General features: G+C 51.8%; 14 protein-coding genes. 12 read left to right on the top strand and 2 right to left on the bottom strand.

The window, feature by feature from the left end; genetic code table 11:
* Positions 1-73: 73 nt before the first annotated feature.
* From ACVB80_RS05170 to ACVB80_RS05150, 5 genes are all read left to right on the top strand, one after another.
* Positions 74-1492, top strand: a complete 1419-nt coding sequence (locus tag ACVB80_RS05170; protein WP_481080202.1) for an SLC13 family permease — start codon at positions 74-76, stop codon at positions 1490-1492.
* 21 nt (positions 1493-1513) lie between these two features.
* On the top strand, positions 1514-1987 hold the full coding sequence (locus ACVB80_RS05165) for a response regulator (protein WP_481080201.1): 474 nt from the start codon (positions 1514-1516) through the stop codon (positions 1985-1987).
* Between the two features lie 136 nt (positions 1988-2123).
* Positions 2124-4424, top strand: a complete 2301-nt coding sequence (locus ACVB80_RS05160; RefSeq protein ID WP_481080200.1) for a zinc/cadmium/mercury/lead-transporting ATPase — start codon at positions 2124-2126, stop codon at positions 4422-4424.
* A 379-nt stretch (positions 4425-4803) separates the two neighbouring features.
* Positions 4804-5559 (top strand): uridine phosphorylase, encoded by a 756-nt coding sequence (gene udp, locus ACVB80_RS05155; RefSeq protein ID WP_481080199.1) that lies wholly within the window; start codon positions 4804-4806, stop codon positions 5557-5559.
* A 438-nt stretch (positions 5560-5997) separates the two neighbouring features.
* The gene (locus ACVB80_RS05150; protein WP_481080198.1) at positions 5998-7068 is read left to right on the top strand and encodes a porin; all 1071 of its coding nucleotides are present in this window, start codon (positions 5998-6000) and stop codon (positions 7066-7068) included.
* A gap of 119 nt (positions 7069-7187) precedes the next feature.
* Here the strand turns inward: ACVB80_RS05150 and ACVB80_RS05145 are convergent, their stop codons facing one another.
* Both ACVB80_RS05145 and ACVB80_RS05140 read right to left on the bottom strand, forming a co-directional pair.
* Positions 7188-8351 (bottom strand): DUF1887 family protein, encoded by a 1164-nt coding sequence (locus ACVB80_RS05145; RefSeq protein ID WP_481080197.1) that lies wholly within the window; start codon positions 8349-8351, stop codon positions 7188-7190.
* Between the two features lie 177 nt (positions 8352-8528).
* Complete coding sequence (locus ACVB80_RS05140; protein WP_481080196.1) at positions 8529-10520, bottom strand: methyl-accepting chemotaxis protein; 1992 nt, start codon at positions 10518-10520, stop codon at positions 8529-8531.
* Between the two features lie 290 nt (positions 10521-10810).
* Between ACVB80_RS05140 and hinT the strand changes: the two genes are divergently transcribed.
* From hinT to ACVB80_RS05105, 7 genes are all read left to right on the top strand, one after another.
* Positions 10811-11161 carry a purine nucleoside phosphoramidase gene (gene hinT, locus ACVB80_RS05135; RefSeq protein ID WP_481080376.1) on the top strand — a complete coding sequence of 117 codons (351 nt, stop codon included), beginning with the start codon at positions 10811-10813 and terminating at the stop codon, positions 11159-11161.
* A gap of 89 nt (positions 11162-11250) precedes the next feature.
* Positions 11251-12585: a COG3014 family protein gene (locus ACVB80_RS05130; RefSeq protein WP_481080195.1), complete on the top strand. Its 1335-nt coding sequence runs from the start codon at positions 11251-11253 to the stop codon at positions 12583-12585.
* Positions 12585-12971: a YcfL family putative periplasmic lipoprotein gene (locus ACVB80_RS05125; RefSeq protein WP_481080194.1), complete on the top strand. Its 387-nt coding sequence runs from the start codon at positions 12585-12587 to the stop codon at positions 12969-12971. The genes ACVB80_RS05130 and ACVB80_RS05125 overlap by 1 nt, the downstream gene beginning before the upstream one ends.
* Before the next feature lie 13 nt (positions 12972-12984).
* Positions 12985-13575, top strand: coding sequence for a penicillin-binding protein activator LpoB (gene lpoB / locus ACVB80_RS05120; protein WP_481080193.1), 591 nt, complete (start codon positions 12985-12987; stop codon positions 13573-13575).
* A gap of 27 nt (positions 13576-13602) precedes the next feature.
* On the top strand, positions 13603-14496 hold the full coding sequence (locus tag ACVB80_RS05115; protein ID WP_481080192.1) for a phosphotransferase: 894 nt from the start codon (positions 13603-13605) through the stop codon (positions 14494-14496).
* A 196-nt stretch (positions 14497-14692) separates the two neighbouring features.
* The gene (ycfP, locus tag ACVB80_RS05110) at positions 14693-15232 is read left to right on the top strand and encodes an alpha/beta hydrolase YcfP (protein WP_481080191.1); all 540 of its coding nucleotides are present in this window, start codon (positions 14693-14695) and stop codon (positions 15230-15232) included.
* A 376-nt stretch (positions 15233-15608) separates the two neighbouring features.
* Positions 15609-16898 carry an NAD(P)/FAD-dependent oxidoreductase gene (locus ACVB80_RS05105; protein ID WP_481080190.1) on the top strand — a complete coding sequence of 430 codons (1290 nt, stop codon included), beginning with the start codon at positions 15609-15611 and terminating at the stop codon, positions 16896-16898.
* Positions 16899-16913 lie beyond the last annotated feature (15 nt).

The following is a 16913-nucleotide window of genomic DNA, read 5'->3' as shown; positions in this document are numbered from 1 at the left end:
AGTACCCGGTTTCTTTTCCGGGTACTGCGTTCTTGTCGTATCACCGGATAACAAAAGGAAGTATTGAAGGATTATGCGCCAGTATTACGAGTATATTATCCCCCTAATCATTCCCCTTATCGTCTTGTTGCTTCCGCTGGAAGCTTTTCCGTTTGAAGGAATGACCATTATTCAGCAGCGGGTGATCGCGATTTTCCTGCTGGCTGCGCTTTGCTGGGTGTTCGAACCCATTCCCATTTATGCCACTTCTGTGGTGATCATCGTACTGGAATTACTGCTGCTGTCGGATAAAGGACTTATCTTCTTTAAGCAGGGCCACGGAAGTGCTGAGTTCGGAGAACTGCTGAAATACAGTGATATCATGGCAACCTTTGCCAGCCCAATCATCATGCTGTTTCTTGGCGGATTTTTCCTTGCGATGGCGGCGACCAAATATCGCCTGGACGTGAACCTTGCGCGGGTGCTGCTGCGTCCGTTCGGCTCGAACCCTAAGTTTGTGATGCTGGGCCTGATGCTGATCACCGGCGTATTCTCAATGTTTATGTCTAACACGGCAACTACGGCAATGATGCTTTCCATCCTGACGCCGGTGATTGCGGTGTTCGGTCCCAAAGACCCGGGCCGGATCGCGTTCGCGTTGTGTATTCCGGTGGCGGCGAACGTCGGCGGCATTGGTACCCCAATTGGTACGCCGCCCAACGCCATTGCGCTGAAATATCTGGTGGGCGAAAACTACATCTCTTTTGGTGAGTGGATGATGTTCGGTGTGCCGTTTGTGATCCTGATGATGGCACTGGCCTGGGTACTGATTGGTATGCTTTATCCGGCGGATCAGAAGAAAATCGATCTCAATATTAAAGGTAAGTTCCTTAAAACACCGAAAGCGATCACGGTATATATCGTGTTTGGCGGTACTATTTTGCTGTGGCTGATGGGGTCATCACACGGGATGAACTCTTACACGGTTGCGCTTATTCCGGTCGCGATTTTCTCGCTGACCGGCATCATCAACAAAGAAGACCTTAAAAAGATTTCCTGGGATGTACTCTGGCTGGTATCCGGTGGTATCGCCCTGGGGCTGGCGCTGGATCAGACCGGTCTTGCCCGGCTGGTCGTTCACAGTATTCCGTTTGATGAGTTCTCACCTTATGTGGTGCTGTTTGGCGCGGCTTTCCTCTGTTTGCTGATGGCGAACTTTATGTCGCATACCGCAACGGCAAACCTGTTGATGCCTATCATGGCGGCACTGGGCTCCTCTATGGTGTCTCTGGCTCCGCTTGGCGGCGAGATCACTCTGATCCTGGTGGTGACTTTTGCGGCATCGCTGGGTATGTCGCTGCCTATCAGTACTCCGCCGAATGCGCTGGCACATGCGACCGGAAACGTGCAAAGCAGCCAGATGGCGCGGGTTGGTGTGATTCTGGGACTGGTTGGGGTATTGCTCAGCTTTGTAATGGTCTGGATCCTTCATTCGGTCGGACATATTGGTTAACGGGTTTTGGAGAAATAAGTGATGGAAAAGCTAAATCTGATCTGTGTGGATGATGAACGTGAAGTACTGAGCGCTGTGCTTCAGGACCTGGCGCCGCTCGGCGATTGGGTGAACGTGGAAGCCTGTGAGTCTGCCGGGGAAGCGCTGGAGGTGATCGACGACCTGGACGCCGAAGGGGAGTTTATCGCTCTGGTGATCTCGGACCATATTATGCCGGGCAAAACCGGGGTGGAGCTGCTTACAGAGCTTTCTGAAGACAGCCGTTTTGAGCACACCAAAAAAGTGTTGCTGACCGGGCAGGCGACCCACCATGATACGATCACCGCGATTAATAAGGCGCGTATCGAAAGTTATTTTGAAAAGCCCTGGCAGGGTGAGGAGCTGAGGGAGCGCGCCCGTACTCTGCTGACGGAGTATATCTTCGACCAGGGGCTGAATTATGAGAGCTGGCAACAGGAGCTGGACCAGCAGGTAGTGCTGAGCCGGTTGCGTTAACCGCCCGACTCACTGTTGATGGAAACGGGCTCTGTGCTTTTAAAGCGCAGAGCTTTTTTTTATGGGAAAACCCTTGACCCTGGAGTGGACTCCAGGGTGTATAGTCAGGGTGAAGACGAATAACAGGGAAATTCTTATGTGTACCAAACATACCGCCTGCTGCTCTGACAAAATCAGTGCACCGGCAAAAACAACCTCATGCTCACCAGCGACGCCGGCTGCGGTGAAACAGACAGCGTCAGTATCGGCTTGCTGCAGCGGTTCCGGCTGCTGTGATTCGGTGAGTGACGCGCCGCCTGAAGAGGAAGAGCCCTTATCCGGCAGTGCCCATTCCTATTCCTGGTATGTCGCCGGGATGGATTGTCCGTCCTGCGCAAAAAAAGTGGAAACGGCGGTCAGCGCTGTAGCTGGCGTGACTTCAAATCAGGTATTTTTCGCAACGCAGAAGCTTGTCGTTAAAGGCAGTGCGGTGCTTACCCCGGCAGCTGTTGAAGCGGCGGTTGGGGCGATCGGATTTGATTTACAATCCGCCGGGAAGGCGAAGCCTCCTGCCGAAGAAGAAAGCGGCTTACGTGGGCGCATCAAACGCAATGCACTGTTGATTTCCCTGACACTGGCGATGGCCATCAGTGCGCTGATCAGCCGTTTTGAACCTCAGCTGGCCGGTTATCTGTTTACTTTGGTTTGTTTGGCTGGTCTGGCGCCGGTTGCGCGCAAAGCCTGGTCCATGGCCAGATCCGGAACGCCATTTTCTATTGAAACCCTGATGACGACCGCTGCCGTGGGCGCCCTGTATCTGGGAGAGAGTGTGGAAGCAGCCATGGTGTTGCTGCTGTTTTTACTCGGAGAGCGACTGGAAGCGTACGCTGCGGGCCGGGCCCGGACAGGGGTTAAGGCCCTGATGGAGTTGGTACCGGAAACGGCAACCCTTATCGAAAATGGCCAGCGCCGCGTCGTGCCAGCCGGTGAGTTAAAGCCCGGCGATCAAATCGAAGTAGCGGCGGGTGACCGTCTTCCTGCCGACGGTGTGTTAAGTCAGGGGTGCGCCAGTCTTGATGAGAGCGCCCTGACTGGCGAATCTGTCCCGGTTGAGAAGCAGACCGGTGATAAAGTGATGGCCGGCAGTGTGGTAGCAGATGCGACTGTACTGATTAACGTCACGTCATTGCCGGGCCAAAATGCCATTGACCGTATCTTACACCTGATTGAAGAAGCAGATTCACGCAAAGCTCCGCTGGAGCGCTTCCTGGACAGATTCAGCCGCTGGTACACGCCGCTGATGATGCTGGTTGCCCTGCTGGTTATCGTGACTCCGCCGCTGTTATTTGCCCAGCCGTGGGAGACCTGGCTCTATCGCGGCCTGGCGCTGCTTTTGATTGCCTGCCCGTGCGCGCTGGTAATTTCCACTCCGGCAGCCATCACCTCCGGACTTGCGACGGCAGCCCGTCATGGCGTGTTGATCAAAGGTGGAGCTGCGCTTGAGCAGCTTGGCAGTATCGAGAGTGTCGCGTTTGACAAAACCGGCACCCTGACTGAAGGCAGGCCGAAAGTGACGGACATCAGGGTGTTTAACGGCTGGAGTGAGACGGAACTTCTCCGGTTTGTAGCATCGGTAGAAAGCGGTTCGCGCCACCCGCTGGCGGTGTCGCTGGTGAAGCATGCTACGGAGCAGGGCATCGATATTCCGTTTGCTGCCGATACTAAAGCGCTGCCCGGTGCAGGCATTCGGGGCCTGGTGGAGGACAGGGAAGTGGTACTGTTGGCTCCGGACAGGTGCCCGCAGGCACTGGATGCGGAAACTGAAGCAGAGGTGCGCAGGCTTGAACAGCAGGGCAAAACTCTGGTCGTGGCGATGATCGACGACGGGGTTGCCGGTCTTGTGGCGTGGCGCGACACCCTGCGCAGCGATGCCCGCCAGGCGGTGCAGGAACTCGAAGCGATGGGGATCGCCACCCTGATGCTGACGGGGGATAACCCGGTTTCAGCGCAGGCGATGGCAGAGAAAACCGGAGTAGGGTTCAAAGCCGGACTGCTGCCGGAAGACAAAGTGAACTATGTTGAAGCGCTTGCTGCGCAGAAACGGGTAGCGATGGTCGGAGATGGTATTAACGATGCGCCGGCGATGAAAGCCGCATCCATTGGTATCGCAATGGGAGGCGGAACCGACGTGGCGCTGGAAACCGCCGATGCGGCTTTGACACACAATCGTCTGGCTGAGCTGCCGTTTATGATCAGTTTGTCAAAATCAACGCTTAAGATCATCCGTCAGAACATCACTCTGGCGCTGGGACTGAAAGGCGTCTTCCTTGTTACCAGTCTGCTTGGTATTACCGGGTTGTGGATGGCGGTGTTGGCAGACAGCGGGGCGACCGCGCTGGTAACGCTGAACTCACTGCGTTTGCTCAGAGAGAAGCGGAAGGGGAGTGAGGATATTTGATTCGGGCACACAGCCGCTGAGTAAATATCCGTAAATCCTCCTGTTGAGTTTCGCCGTGCCCTCAGTGGCACGGCGAACTTGTTTTGTTGCAATCGACTATTTACCTGAGGGTATTTAAAAATCATTGCATGCAGTTCTGGGAGCCAGCCCACGCCATGCAGGTAATCGATCTGCTAAACAGTATTTGTGCAAAGCGTTACCAGTTTTGCGGACAAAGTGTGATGCCAATCGGTTTTCCTTGCAAGGTGTACATTGCATTCATTTTTATTCGTGAAAATGATCACAATTATTGTCCCCCCGGTCGGGTACAGTGCTTCCTGTACCCAAAAATATGACAACTCATCGCGTAACAGAGCGTGGTGAACAAAAGGAGCCCTCTATGTCTACAGTTTTCCACTTAGGTGTAACCAAAGAAGATCTTGCTGGTGCAACACTTGCGATTATTCCAGGCGACCCTGCGCGTGTACAGAAAATCGCTGAGGAAATGGAAAACCCGGTATTTCTGGCCAGCCAGCGTGAATACACGCTGTACCGTGCTGAGCTGGACGGTAAGCCAGTTGTGGTTTGTTCTACCGGTATCGGCGGTCCTTCTACTTCTATCGCGGTAGAAGAGCTGGCTCAGCTGGGCGTAGATACGTTCCTGCGTGTTGGTACCACTGGTGCGATTCAGCCACACGTAAACGTGGGCGACATGATCGTTACTACCGGTTCAGTACGTCTGGATGGTGCGAGCCTGCATTTTGCTCCAATGGAGTTCCCGGCAGTAGCAGACTTTGAAATTGCAACAGCAATGAAGCACGCAGCAGACGAGAGCGGCGCGAAAGTTCACACTGGCGTGACTGCATCAAGTGATACTTTCTACCCGGGCCAGGAGCGTTACGACACCTTTACCGGCCGCGTTGTTCGCCGCTTCCAGGGTTCAATGAAAGAGTGGCAGGAAATGGGCGTTCTGAACTTTGAAATGGAATCAGCAACCCTGCTGACCATGTGTGCAAGCTCAGGTCTGAAAGCGGGTTGTGTTGCGGGTGTAATCATCAACCGTACTCAGAAAGAGATCCCGGATCACGCGACTCTGAAAGAGACTGAAGCTCGTTCTATCAAAGTAGTGGTTGAAGCAGCTCGCAAGATGCTTTGAAACTAACTTACTGATTTGATTTAAGAAGGCAGAGTGACTTACTCTGCCTTTTTTATAAATTTGAACCTGCCCGAAGATTTTTATTCACCGATTTTTTAGAAATCATCCTCTGAAATTCCCTTTCGATTTTCACCTGGCCTCTCAGATATTCATTCGTACTGACATTTTATGCGGCGCTGAGTGCTGTTCAGGCGTATTTGCTCCCGTATACAAAGCATTGTTCTGCCGGTTGACCGCTTTTGTGGTGAATAGTTATTCCATTTTCATTTTGTTTGCTGTCGTACGTATTTTGTTTGAAGTTGTTGATTTTATAGATGTTTTATGCATCGCAAAACATCAGGTATGGCATTGTCCGGCTGAAACTATTTTGTAATCTGATAACAACGCATTCCACAAGAGAATGTGTATCAGGGATAAATACATACAGGATAGTAAACAATGAAAAAAACAATATTAGCAGCAGTTCTTCCTGCCGTTTTGGCCACAGGTTCGGCCGGCGCAGCGGAGATTTTTAAGTCGGAAGATGGTAGCACGGAGTTTTACGGCCGGTTGTATGCCAGGGTGAAAAAAGAGCCGGAAATGAATAATCCTGAAATGACAGCGGGCTCATCCCGGGCTGGTGTTAGCGGTGATTATGTGTTGACCGAAGGGGTTCGAATTTTTGGTAAGGCAGAATTTGGTCTGGGTGGCAGTGCAGATTATGTACTGAAAAATCGCCTTCACTATATTGGTGTGAGTGGCGACTTCGGAAAAATCACCATTGGGCGTCAGTGGATTGTGTCAGATAATGCATACGGTGCTGATTACTCCTACTTCTTTGGTGGTACGGGTATGCGTCATGCAACACTATCCGGTGCCCGGCATGATGCACTGGTTAAGTATAACTATGACAGTGATGCATTCTGGCTGGCAGCAAACGTTGGGGTTACCAACAACGATACCCATCAGGAACTGGCTGAGCTGTATGCCGGTACATCATTTGGAGATATCAGCCTGCACTTTGGCGGTGGTGTCAACACTAAGAAAGACCACAGTCTTGGCAAGTATACGGTGAAAGAAAATGGTGTAGATGTAGAGAAAGAGAAGATCACTGATCTGCGCAATACCTACTTTGAAGGTACGGTGGAATATAGCGCTGGTGATGCCCTGGTTGGCTTTACCTACTACAACGCAAAACTTGAAGATCTCCAGGGCCCCGGGGCTATTGGCGAAAATGCAGTCAGCCTTGCCGGTAATTACTCTTTGACGGATAAAGCGAGCGTACACACAGGATTTGAGTATGTTGAGCAAACACCGTCAGGCTTTGGTATTGATGAGAAAGGGGATGGCAAGAACTTCTATGTTGGTACTGTATACAAGTTCAACAGTTCAGCCCGGGTCTATGCGGAGTACGCGTATGCTGATGGTGTGACAACCAGCTTTACCAACAAAGAATCTGAGGCGACGGTTGGACTGACTGCGGTAGAGAGTGAAAGCCGCTTTGGTATCGGTGCAACAGTTTACTTTTAATTAATTACTACCAGCCATGCCTTTTTGCCCGGTCCTGTACCGGGCCTTTTTATACCTGAAAAGCGATAGTCATAAAAAACCGGCCCCTGAACAGGTGGCCGGTTTTTTTATCATAAGAGTTAAGCCAGTTCGTCGTATCCGCCGGCTTCTTTAAACCAGGCGGTCAGGTAGTGCTTGAGGTTTTTCAGCTCGTCCGGGCCGATCAGGGCCAGACCAAGGTCTTCAGCACGGGTAATGTCGTTGTGACGCAGCGGGCGGAAGCTCACCAGCATAGCGCGGGCCTGAATGCCCCCCAGCAGGTCACGCAGGGATTCCAGCTTGTAGAGGGTGTCATCGCCGTCATCGCGCATACCTTTGGTCTTACATTCGATGATGTGCAGTTTGTTGTTCACGACGGTCGCGACATCCAGTTCGTTGCGCACTTCCCGTTCGCCCAGCTGGCGGTAGACCTGCACGTTCAGGGAGCGATCCTGAATGGTCGGCATCTCATCCTGAATTTGGCGTACTGTGCTGTGGACCAGGTTTTCCAGCCATTCACCATTGGAGAAGCGGCGGGCATCTTCGCTGGTAAAGGTCAGAACGCGTTTATCGTATTGGGCGAGGCCGGTTTCTACCAGGTCGGTGATCAGCATATCCAGCTCGCGGTAGCCCTGCTGTTTTTCGGTCAGCTCAACGTCCAGTTTCTGTTCTTTACGGCAGGTCGTGGCAAGGTAGTTCAGGGTCGCCAGGCCAGGGCCAAGCTCCAGCGCGTTACCTGCCCAGCGTTCACCGAGCTGGTGGAGTTTCTTGTCCAGTACTTCAGGCAGCTCAACATCACTGAACTCGGCACGTGCGCCAAATATGGTCAGGTAGTCTTCAATCTTGATGTGGTCCTGCACCTGGCTTTCTACGCGTCCATCCGGGTAGAGCCAGCACATTTTGTCGCTGAACGGCTCCACCACGAAAATTGGCCAGTGATAGGTGCGGAAGACTTCGTAGACGGACAGCAGACGGTGACGCAGGCCGCAGCTGGCGTTGAGTTTAACATCCAGGCCGCGCTGCTTAAGATCTTCGGCCAGAGCCATGACTGAGCGCTTGATAAGAGAGGTGTTAACCACCGACGGGATCTCATAAAACTCCGAGGTGATGTCACGCTTGTTCAAAACGGAATCGAGCCGGTGATACATCTCTTTCTGACTTTCATCTCCGATAAAGATGATGTGACGGCTGATGGTGCGCTGGTCAAACAACGGGGTGATCAAACGAACCGGGTCCTGGTCAATAATACCTACATGTACGGCCATATCATGTCCTCAACATAACAGGCCTGCCGGGAAAAAGGGAAAGTCGCCTCATACTTCTTCGTGGAAGCACGAAAGACAAAGGTCGGCAGGCAATAACAGATATAAGGATTCGCGTCAGAAAAAACAAGGGCAACCCGTTGCTTAGGTTGCCCTTTATTCACAAAAACTATGAAAAGCTTACAGCTTGAAACGGTGAACGATGTCGCTCTGCGTCGCAGACAGTTTGGACAGGTCCTCGCTGACAGAAGCAATTTCGTGCATCGCCTGGTAGCTCCGGTTAGCGATGTGGTTGATATCTTCCAGAGTACGGGCGATGTCAGAGGTGGTGACCCGCTGCTCATCGGCGGCCTGAGAAATATGAGTACTCATCTGGCTGATTTCCATGATAAGCGCCTGGATTTCTTCCATTGCGCTGTTGGCGCTGGATGCCTGGGATACAGATTCTTCCATATCTGTCATACAGCTTTCAATCACGGTACCGGCAGCTTTGGAGCTGGACTGAAGGTTGCTGATCATGCTTTCGATTTCAGCAGTGGACTGAGTGGTCTTCATTGCCAGTACCCGAACTTCATCGGCAACCACCGCAAAGCCACGGCCCTGTTCACCTGCCCGGGCGGCCTCAATCGCGGCGTTAAGCGCCAGCAGGTTGGTTTGTTCTGCGATATTACGGATCACATCCAGAATCGAACCGATCTGGCTGCTCATACGCTGAAGTTCACCTACGGCTTCTACCGACTCATTCAAACGGTTTTCCAGCTGGTTGATGGTGCTGATGTTTGCACTCATGATCTGGCGACCGGACTCAGAAGCAGTCTCAACCTGGCGAACCATATCAGATGAGCTTTGTGCGCTCTGCGCGACTTCGCTGACCGACTGTTCCATTTCTGTCATCGCGGTCGCGACAGTTGCGGTCTGGCTGCGCTGGTTGTTGAGCTGATCCTGGGCTTCAACGGAGGTCTGGCGGTTAGACTGTGCCACACTGGTCAGGTCATCGGCTGCATCATTCAGTTCCTGAAGAATTTCGTGCAGGCTGCCTGCCAGGGTGTTGATATGGCGGCCAACGCGGCTGAACTCGTTGTTGCGTTTGATCTCGATACGCTGGGTCATGTCGCCTTTGGTCAGGCTTTCCAGCGCATCAAGAATACGGGTCAGCGGTTCACGTACACTGTGGGCAACGTGCCAGCCAATACCCACTGCAATCAAACACACCACGATACCGATCAGGATCGCCTGGATATGACCTTCAGAGTAGATGGCGCTGGCTTCGCTGAGTGATGCTTCCAGCTGTTCTTCTGCGGTAGTGTTAAAGGTTGCCAGTACGGTCATTGCGTCATCGACTTTCACTGCCAGGTTGGCGATGTTGTCGTACAGGGCATTTTTAGAGGTCAGGTAAGTGTAGTGCTGATCCAGCACACCGCCGGATTTACCGATGTCCTGGCTGAACTGTGCGACCGACTTGTCAAACACCTCTTTCAGCGACGGCAGCTGGGTTGCCAGACCGCGGTAGGCGTAGTTCAGGTGAGTTACAGCCTTCTTGTTTTTGGTCACGGCTTTTTTAACGAAATCCGCATCGCTGCTCGCCAGTGCGTCAGAGGTGACCACTTCCGCGTCTTTAAGCTTGATGAAATAGCTCTTGGCCATCAGTTTAACCGCGATTTTGTCCTGGTCATCGACATACTCTTTCATGCCAACACTCAGTTCAGTCTGCAGTTTCTGGAAACGGCGGGAGGATTTCTGTACCTCAGCCTGAGCGGTAAACATCGCCTGATAGTTGTTCATCGCTTCCAGCGCTTCACTGAAGTAGCTCGCTTCCAGGGCTTTCAGTTCTTCGATACGTGGGGCGATTGAAGGGGTGTGTTGGGCGACTTTTTCCAGCTCTGCCAGGGTTTGCTGGAAGCTCTCCTGGGCGGCTTTAAAGTTGTTGCGTGACGCTTCCATTCGCTGGGTATTCTGCGTAGTCAGGAAATCTTTAAAGGATTTGTCTGCGGACAGCAGCTTAACACTGGTTTGGTTGGAGAGGGCAACCAGCGGAAGGGAGGTGTCGGATACGGTTTCAAAGTTAGAATGGATCTTGTCCATTCCACCTAACATCATTGCAATAGTGGCTACAAACAGCACCACTATCAGCGTAAATCCGGCGTACATTCGCCTGATCACAGAACCTTGCATTGCTTTCTCTCCATATACTCTGATGCGTAAAAAATATGTGAAAGACAAATGGGTCTTTCAAAAAAGAACGTCTCATTGTATGGAATGCGGTAGCGAATTACTTTGACGGTTATTGCAATTCTGTTACTTATTGACTACGAATCATGACAAAACAGTGCTATTCGAACGATGTTTTTAATTGAGGTTTGCCCAGTGTTGTCGCATACTAGGCACCTAATTCCATAAGGATTTTGGCGTTGAATATCAACGGTAAAATATTTGTTGTGATGAATACCCCGGGGGAAGCCAATATGGCCGAAGAAACCATTTTTACCAAAATTATCAATAAGGAAATTCCGGCAGACATCGTATTTCAGGATGAACTGGTTACCGCTTTCCGCGACATCAATCCACGCGCTCCAAAACACATTTTGATCATTCCTAATAAGCTGATCCCGACCGTTAACGACGTGGAAGCCGAAGATGAGCTGATGATGGGCCGCATGTTTACTGTGGCGCGTAAGATTGCAGAGCAGGAAGGTATTGCACAGGACGGCTATCGCCTTCTGGTGAACTGTAACGCGCACGGCGGCCAGGAAGTTTACCATATTCATATGCACCTGCTGGGTGGTAAGCCACTGGGCCCGATGCTGGTCAGCTGATACTCACTCAAGCAGAGGCAAGTTTGAACTCTTTGTTACGAAAAACAGGCGTTGTACTGATCAGCGCTACTTTGTCTGCGTGCGCCGGAATGAGCGCGGGTAATCTGTTCAGTGACTACAGCTCTCAGCACTCTTACGTGTATGAATCGCTCAGTCAGGGCGATTACCAGCAGGCCCAGGCTTATGCCGCTGAATCTGAAATCGCCGGGGATATTCTCGATAATATGGAGCGTGGCCGGGTTGCATTCCTGAATGAGGACTACCCGCAAAGCATGGCGTCACTGAAACTCAGTGATCAGGCCGCACGCGTTCAGGCCGACCAGGCGGTGATTTCCATCAGCGAAACCGCATCTTCTGTTGGCGCGCTGGCTGCGAATGATAACCTCACCAGTTTTGAACCAGCGGATTATGAGCTGGGCTTTCTTCACCTGTATCTTGGTCTGAACTACCTGCGTGGTAACGATCTTGAAGGTGCTCTGGTTGAAATGCGCCGGGCAAACCAGGTACAGGAAGCTGCGCGCAAGCGTCGTCAGGATGAGCTTGAAGCAGCTGAGAAATCGGCTTCAGAGCAGGGGGTCGATCCCAACCTTGGCGCCATTATGGCCAATTACCCGGCGGCAGGTAAAAAGCTGGCAGCGGTTCAGAACGGCTATCTGCTGTATCTCTCTGCACTTTTGTATGAAACATCCGGTGACCTGAACAGTGCTTATGTGGATTATCGTCGTGCTCTGGCTGTGATGCCGGAAAACCGTGAGATCATCCAGGGCACCATGCGTGCCGGTAAAAAGCTGGGTATGAAGCAGGATCTGGCCAAGCTGGAGAAACGTTACGGTAAGTACCAGAGCCCTGCTAAAGACAAGGGCAGAGTGATCATTATTGATGAGCGCAGTGTTGTCAGAGCGCTCGACAGCTGGCAGTATTCGTTCCCGCTTTATGACAGTGATGCGAATCAGTACTTCTACTACAACCTGTCACTGCCTCTTTATCAGGATCGTAAGGGTATTCCGCTTAATGAGCTGATGCTGGATGGCCGCACTCTTTCTCCGTCTCAGCTGGTGGATGTCGATCTCATGGCAGAGCAGGACCTGGTGGAAAAACTGCCGGGTATGGTGCTGCGTCAGGCTCTCCGGGTGGTAGCCAAAGAGCAGCTTCGACGTCAGGCGGCCAAGAATGAAGATGACGTTGGCAATGTACTGGTTAATCTGTGGAATATTCTGACAGAGCAGGCGGATACCCGCAGCTGGCAGACGCTTCCTGCTCAGGTCTATAGTAGTAGTGAGTTGGTAGCAGCCGGTGAGCACAGTATCGCGGTGAATAATCAGCCGTATGAATTTAAAGTATCAGCCGGACGTACCACGCTGGTATGGATTTCAAGACAAGGCCAGGGCTACAGTGTCTGGCATAAACAACTGGGAGCTATCTAATGAAAAAAATCTGGATTGCACTGCTGACGGCTTTTGCGCTGGCAGGTTGTGCGACACCGACTTCGGGTTTGAGTGTTGACGGTCAGTCTCAGCGTGTACTGTTTAATGACAATGTACTGAGCAGCAAGCTGGATATTGAACAAATCGATACAGATATGGTCAATGACCATACCCGCGGTATCGTGACGCTGACCAGTAAGTTCAAAGGCGATCAGAACGTTCAGTACCGCTTTTACTGGTACGATGATAAAGGCCTGGAAGTGAATACCAAACCTGGCCCGTGGAAACAAATTGTGATTCGTGGTTATGAAACCATTTCAATCTCTGAAGTATCTGTGAACCCGAACGGAACACAATACCGTGTTCAGATTCGTCAGGCAGATTAATAAAGGAAACGTTATGAAAAAAAGTGTTATTGCCCTGTTGGGTCTTGCTGTAGTTTTGGGCGGTTGTTCTAACCAGGTTTCTTACGGAGACGCTCAGGCTGTTGAAACCACGACTATCGATTTTGGCTCAACGGATCTGCAGACTATCGCTGGCCAGATGGTAGATAGCATGATGATGTCAGGCTCGGTTGCTGCGATTACCCGTGACAGCCGTCCAATCGTGTTTGTCGAGCGCATCAAAAACAAAACCAGCGAGCATATCGATACTGAGTCTATTACTGATACCGTCAGCACCAAGATGCTGAACTCAGGTAAGTTCCGTTTTGTTGATATGGATCGTGTAGAAGCAGTACGTGAGCAGCTGAACTTCCAGAACAATGATGAGCTGGTTGATCAGGGCAGCGCGATTCAGTTTGGTAAAATGGTGGGTGCTCAGTACATGCTGTACGGTAACCTGGCGAGCATCGTGAAGAACGATGGCAGCGATCAGGATGTGTACTACAAAATGACCATGCGTCTGATGGATCTGGAAACCGGCCTGATTGAGTGGGCGGACGAAACAGAGATCCGCAAGCAGAAATCCAAGAGCTTCCTGGGCCTGTAAGGCCGGAAGCACTCAGGGAGCAGTTGTATGGCAATAATGGGATGGAATGAAGCCAAAGCGCTGGATGATACTCTCACCGGTCTGGATGATTTCTTTCCCTCTGCTCCGGTTTCGGCCGAACTGCTCTCCGGCGGGCTCAGCAACCGCTGCTGGAAGCTCACCGATATTAAAGGCCGTCACTTTGTGTGGCGGCCTGTTACTTCCATATCCCGCGCGTTCTGCGTGGACCGCGCTCATGAATACACCCTGCTTCAGGCACTGCGTGGTTACGATTTTTCACCAGATGCGGTGGTGCACCTCAAACATGGTCTGCTGGTTCGCTGGCTCGAAGGCGAGGTACTGAGTGACGGCGTTCACCCCTTATCCCTGATGACCATTCTGGCCCGAATCCACCAGGTCAGCATCAACAATAAGCCTGTTCTCAAGTTCAACCTGACCGAGCGGGTCGATGCTTACTGGTTTCAGCTCGATTTGGAAAACCTCTCACCGGATGTTGAACGGATTTATACCACGCTTCGCTCCGGCCCCTACACACCGCCTGCAATCCGCACCCTGTGTCACTTTGACCTCGGCGGTTACAACCTGCTTTCTACCCGCTCAGGCATCGCGGCTATTGACTGGGAGTATGCAGCTATTGGCGATCCCCGCATGGATCTGGCAATGACCTGCGATATTGCCGGGCTGGACAGCGATGAAATGGTGCGCCTCTACTGCGCCATTCGCGGCATAGAGGAAGTGGAAGAGTGGCAACGAGCCACCCGGACATGGCTGCCTCATATCCGGATGATGGCGATGCTGTGGTACTACCTTGGCTTTCAACTGTGGGACGATGAGACCTACAGGGAGCACGGTGACCGCCTGCGGGATGAGTTGTGTCATTTTTCAGACAATCATGAGCCAGAGGCTGATCCTTTGCTTTGACAGGTGTATGCTGTTAACACGTTTGCTGTATAAGTGACCGTTTGGTATGTGATTTAATCAGGAGCCCGGCAGAAATGGTAATTCTGCAATTCGGATCACTGTTTTAGCCCAATGAAATCCGGCTTTGCCACTTTCAATGCCTTACGGTCGTGGTAGATTGAAAGCATAACAACACCCAGGGAAACGGGGAGGAACTATGATTATTTACTTACACGGCTTTGACTCAACAAGTCCGGGTAACCACGAGAAGATACTGCAGTTGCAATTTATCGATGAAGACGTCCGCTTCATCAACTACAGTACCCTTCATCCTAAACATGATATGCAGTACCTGCTTAAAGAGGTCAACCGGGCCGTTGAGCAGTCTGACGATCCTAATCCGCTGATTTGTGGTGTCGGGCTTGGTGGATACTGGTCTGAGCGAATAGGCTTTCTGTGCGGGATCCGCCAGGTGATTTTTAACCCGAATCTGCATCCTGAAAAGAACATGGAAGGCAGAATCGACCGTCCTGAAGAGTATGAAGACATCGCAACCAAGTGTGTCTCCAAGTTCCGGGATAAAAACCGTGACCGCTGTATGGTGTTCCTCTCAAGGCACAGTGAGGTTCATAACAATCAGGAGACGGCGCAGGAGCTGTCCGATTACTACCGGATTGTGTGGGATGAGAATCAGTCCCATAAGTTTAAGAAGATCTCCCAGCATCTTCAGGCGATGAAAGCTTTCAAAAACGCCTGATAAAATCTGAAAACTGAATGAAAAGCGCCTTAACGGCGCTTTTTTTGTGCCTCAAATATGCGTTTTGTTGTTTTTCTACACGTTGCGCCACTGTATCGCGCTAAAGCGGCGCTATTCAGGCTATGAATTGAAAAAATATTACAAAACAGCGTTGCCATAAAAAAAAGGGTCTTTATAATGCAGGTATACTAAGTTTTTTTGATAAATATCAAAGAAAGTTGAAAATGGCCAGTTATGAGCCAGTAAGAATATAACGACGCGGGCCCGAGCCGGCGCGAAAAAAAGTCAGAACAAATACCAGGCGGTTGCGGTACCAGCCAGACAGGCAGGCCGGGGCGGCCATAAAAATTAAGTAAACTTCAGAAGGAGTGTCATCATGACGCGGATTATTGTTGTAGGTGGTGGTGCCGGCGGCCTTGAGCTGGCAACTAAGCTTGGCCGGACACTGGGCCGTAAAGGCCGCGCTAAGGTCACCCTGGTAGATCGCAAAGCCAGTCACCTGTGGAAGCCGCTGCTGCATGAAGTGGCGACCGGCTCACTGGATGAAGGTGTGGACGCGCTGAGCTACCGTGCTCATGCCAAGAATCATCATTTTGACTTCCAGATGGGCAGCCTGACCGATATCGACCGTGAGCGTAAAGTGATCAAACTGGGCGAGCTGCGCGATGATAACGATGAGCTGCTGATGCCAGAGCGAGAGCTGGAGTACGATACCCTGGTGATGGCGATTGGCTCTACTTCGAATGACTTCAATACCCCGGGTGTGCGTGATAACTGTATCTTCCTCGACAGCCCGGAGCAGGCGCACCGTTTCCGTACCGAGATGAACAATCAGTTCCTCAAGTTGCACGCGAAAAACGGCCAGGGCACAGTGGACATTGCTATCGTTGGTGCCGGTGCAACCGGCGTTGAGCTGTCTGCAGAGCTGCACAATGCAGTGAAAGAGCTGCAAACCTACGGTTTTGGTGACCTGGACTCAAGCAAGCTGAACGTAAACCTGGTGGAAGCCGGTGAACGCATTCTTCCGGCCCTTCCGGTACGTATCTCTTCTGCGGCGCACAGCGAGCTGACCAAGCTGGGCGTAAATGTTCGCACCGCCACTATGGTGACTCAGGCAGACGAAGATGGCCTGGTGACCAAAGACGGCGACAAGATCCCGGCTCAGATCATGGTATGGGCGGCGGGCATTAAAGCGCCGGACTTTATCAAAGATATTGCCGGCCTTGAAACCAACCGTATTAATCAGCTGGTGGTCAAAGACACCCTTCAGACGACCCGTGATGACAATATTTTTGTGATTGGTGATCTGGCCCGGTGCACCCAGGCCGATGGCAGCTTTGTTCCGCCACGCGCCCAGGCCGCGCACCAGATGGCAAGCCTGGCGTACAAAAACATCGTGGCTAAGATGAATAGCCGCGAACTCAAGCCTTACGTGTATAACGACCACGGTTCGCTGGTATCCCTGAGCCGCTTCTCTACCGTCGGCAGCCTGATGGGCAACCTGACCAAAGGCTCAATGATGGTCGAAGGCCGCATCGCCCGCGTGGTGTACATCTCACTCTACCGCATGCACCAGATGGCGCTGCACGGTATGTTTAAGACCGGACTGATGATGCTGGTTGGGCGGATCAACCGGGTGCTCAGACCGAATCTGAAATTGCATTGATGGAAAAACGGGCTC

The sequence above is a fragment of the Vibrio sp. 9-16B-A1 genome, from assembly GCF_056726165.1.
Note: the sequence above shows the minus strand (reverse complement) of the source record. Positions and strands in the feature narration are given on the sequence as shown.

Coding starts and splice junctions, on each gene's coding strand:
- ACVB80_RS05170 (WP_481080202.1), top strand. CDS start 74: ATGCGCCAGTATTACGAGTATATTATCCCCCTAATCATTCCCCTTATC.
- ACVB80_RS05165 (WP_481080201.1), top strand. CDS start 1,514: ATGGAAAAGCTAAATCTGATCTGTGTGGATGATGAACGTGAAGTACTG.
- ACVB80_RS05160 (WP_481080200.1), top strand. CDS start 2,124: ATGTGTACCAAACATACCGCCTGCTGCTCTGACAAAATCAGTGCACCG.
- udp (WP_481080199.1), top strand. CDS start 4,804: ATGTCTACAGTTTTCCACTTAGGTGTAACCAAAGAAGATCTTGCTGGT.
- ACVB80_RS05150 (WP_481080198.1), top strand. CDS start 5,998: ATGAAAAAAACAATATTAGCAGCAGTTCTTCCTGCCGTTTTGGCCACA.
- ACVB80_RS05145 (WP_481080197.1), bottom strand. CDS start 8,351: ATGGCCGTACATGTAGGTATTATTGACCAGGACCCGGTTCGTTTGATC.
- ACVB80_RS05140 (WP_481080196.1), bottom strand. CDS start 10,520: ATGCAAGGTTCTGTGATCAGGCGAATGTACGCCGGATTTACGCTGATA.
- hinT (WP_481080376.1), top strand. CDS start 10,811: ATGGCCGAAGAAACCATTTTTACCAAAATTATCAATAAGGAAATTCCG.
- ACVB80_RS05130 (WP_481080195.1), top strand. CDS start 11,251: ATGAGCGCGGGTAATCTGTTCAGTGACTACAGCTCTCAGCACTCTTAC.
- ACVB80_RS05125 (WP_481080194.1), top strand. CDS start 12,585: ATGAAAAAAATCTGGATTGCACTGCTGACGGCTTTTGCGCTGGCAGGT.
- lpoB (WP_481080193.1), top strand. CDS start 12,985: ATGAAAAAAAGTGTTATTGCCCTGTTGGGTCTTGCTGTAGTTTTGGGC.
- ACVB80_RS05115 (WP_481080192.1), top strand. CDS start 13,603: ATGGCAATAATGGGATGGAATGAAGCCAAAGCGCTGGATGATACTCTC.
- ycfP (WP_481080191.1), top strand. CDS start 14,693: ATGATTATTTACTTACACGGCTTTGACTCAACAAGTCCGGGTAACCAC.
- ACVB80_RS05105 (WP_481080190.1), top strand. CDS start 15,609: ATGACGCGGATTATTGTTGTAGGTGGTGGTGCCGGCGGCCTTGAGCTG.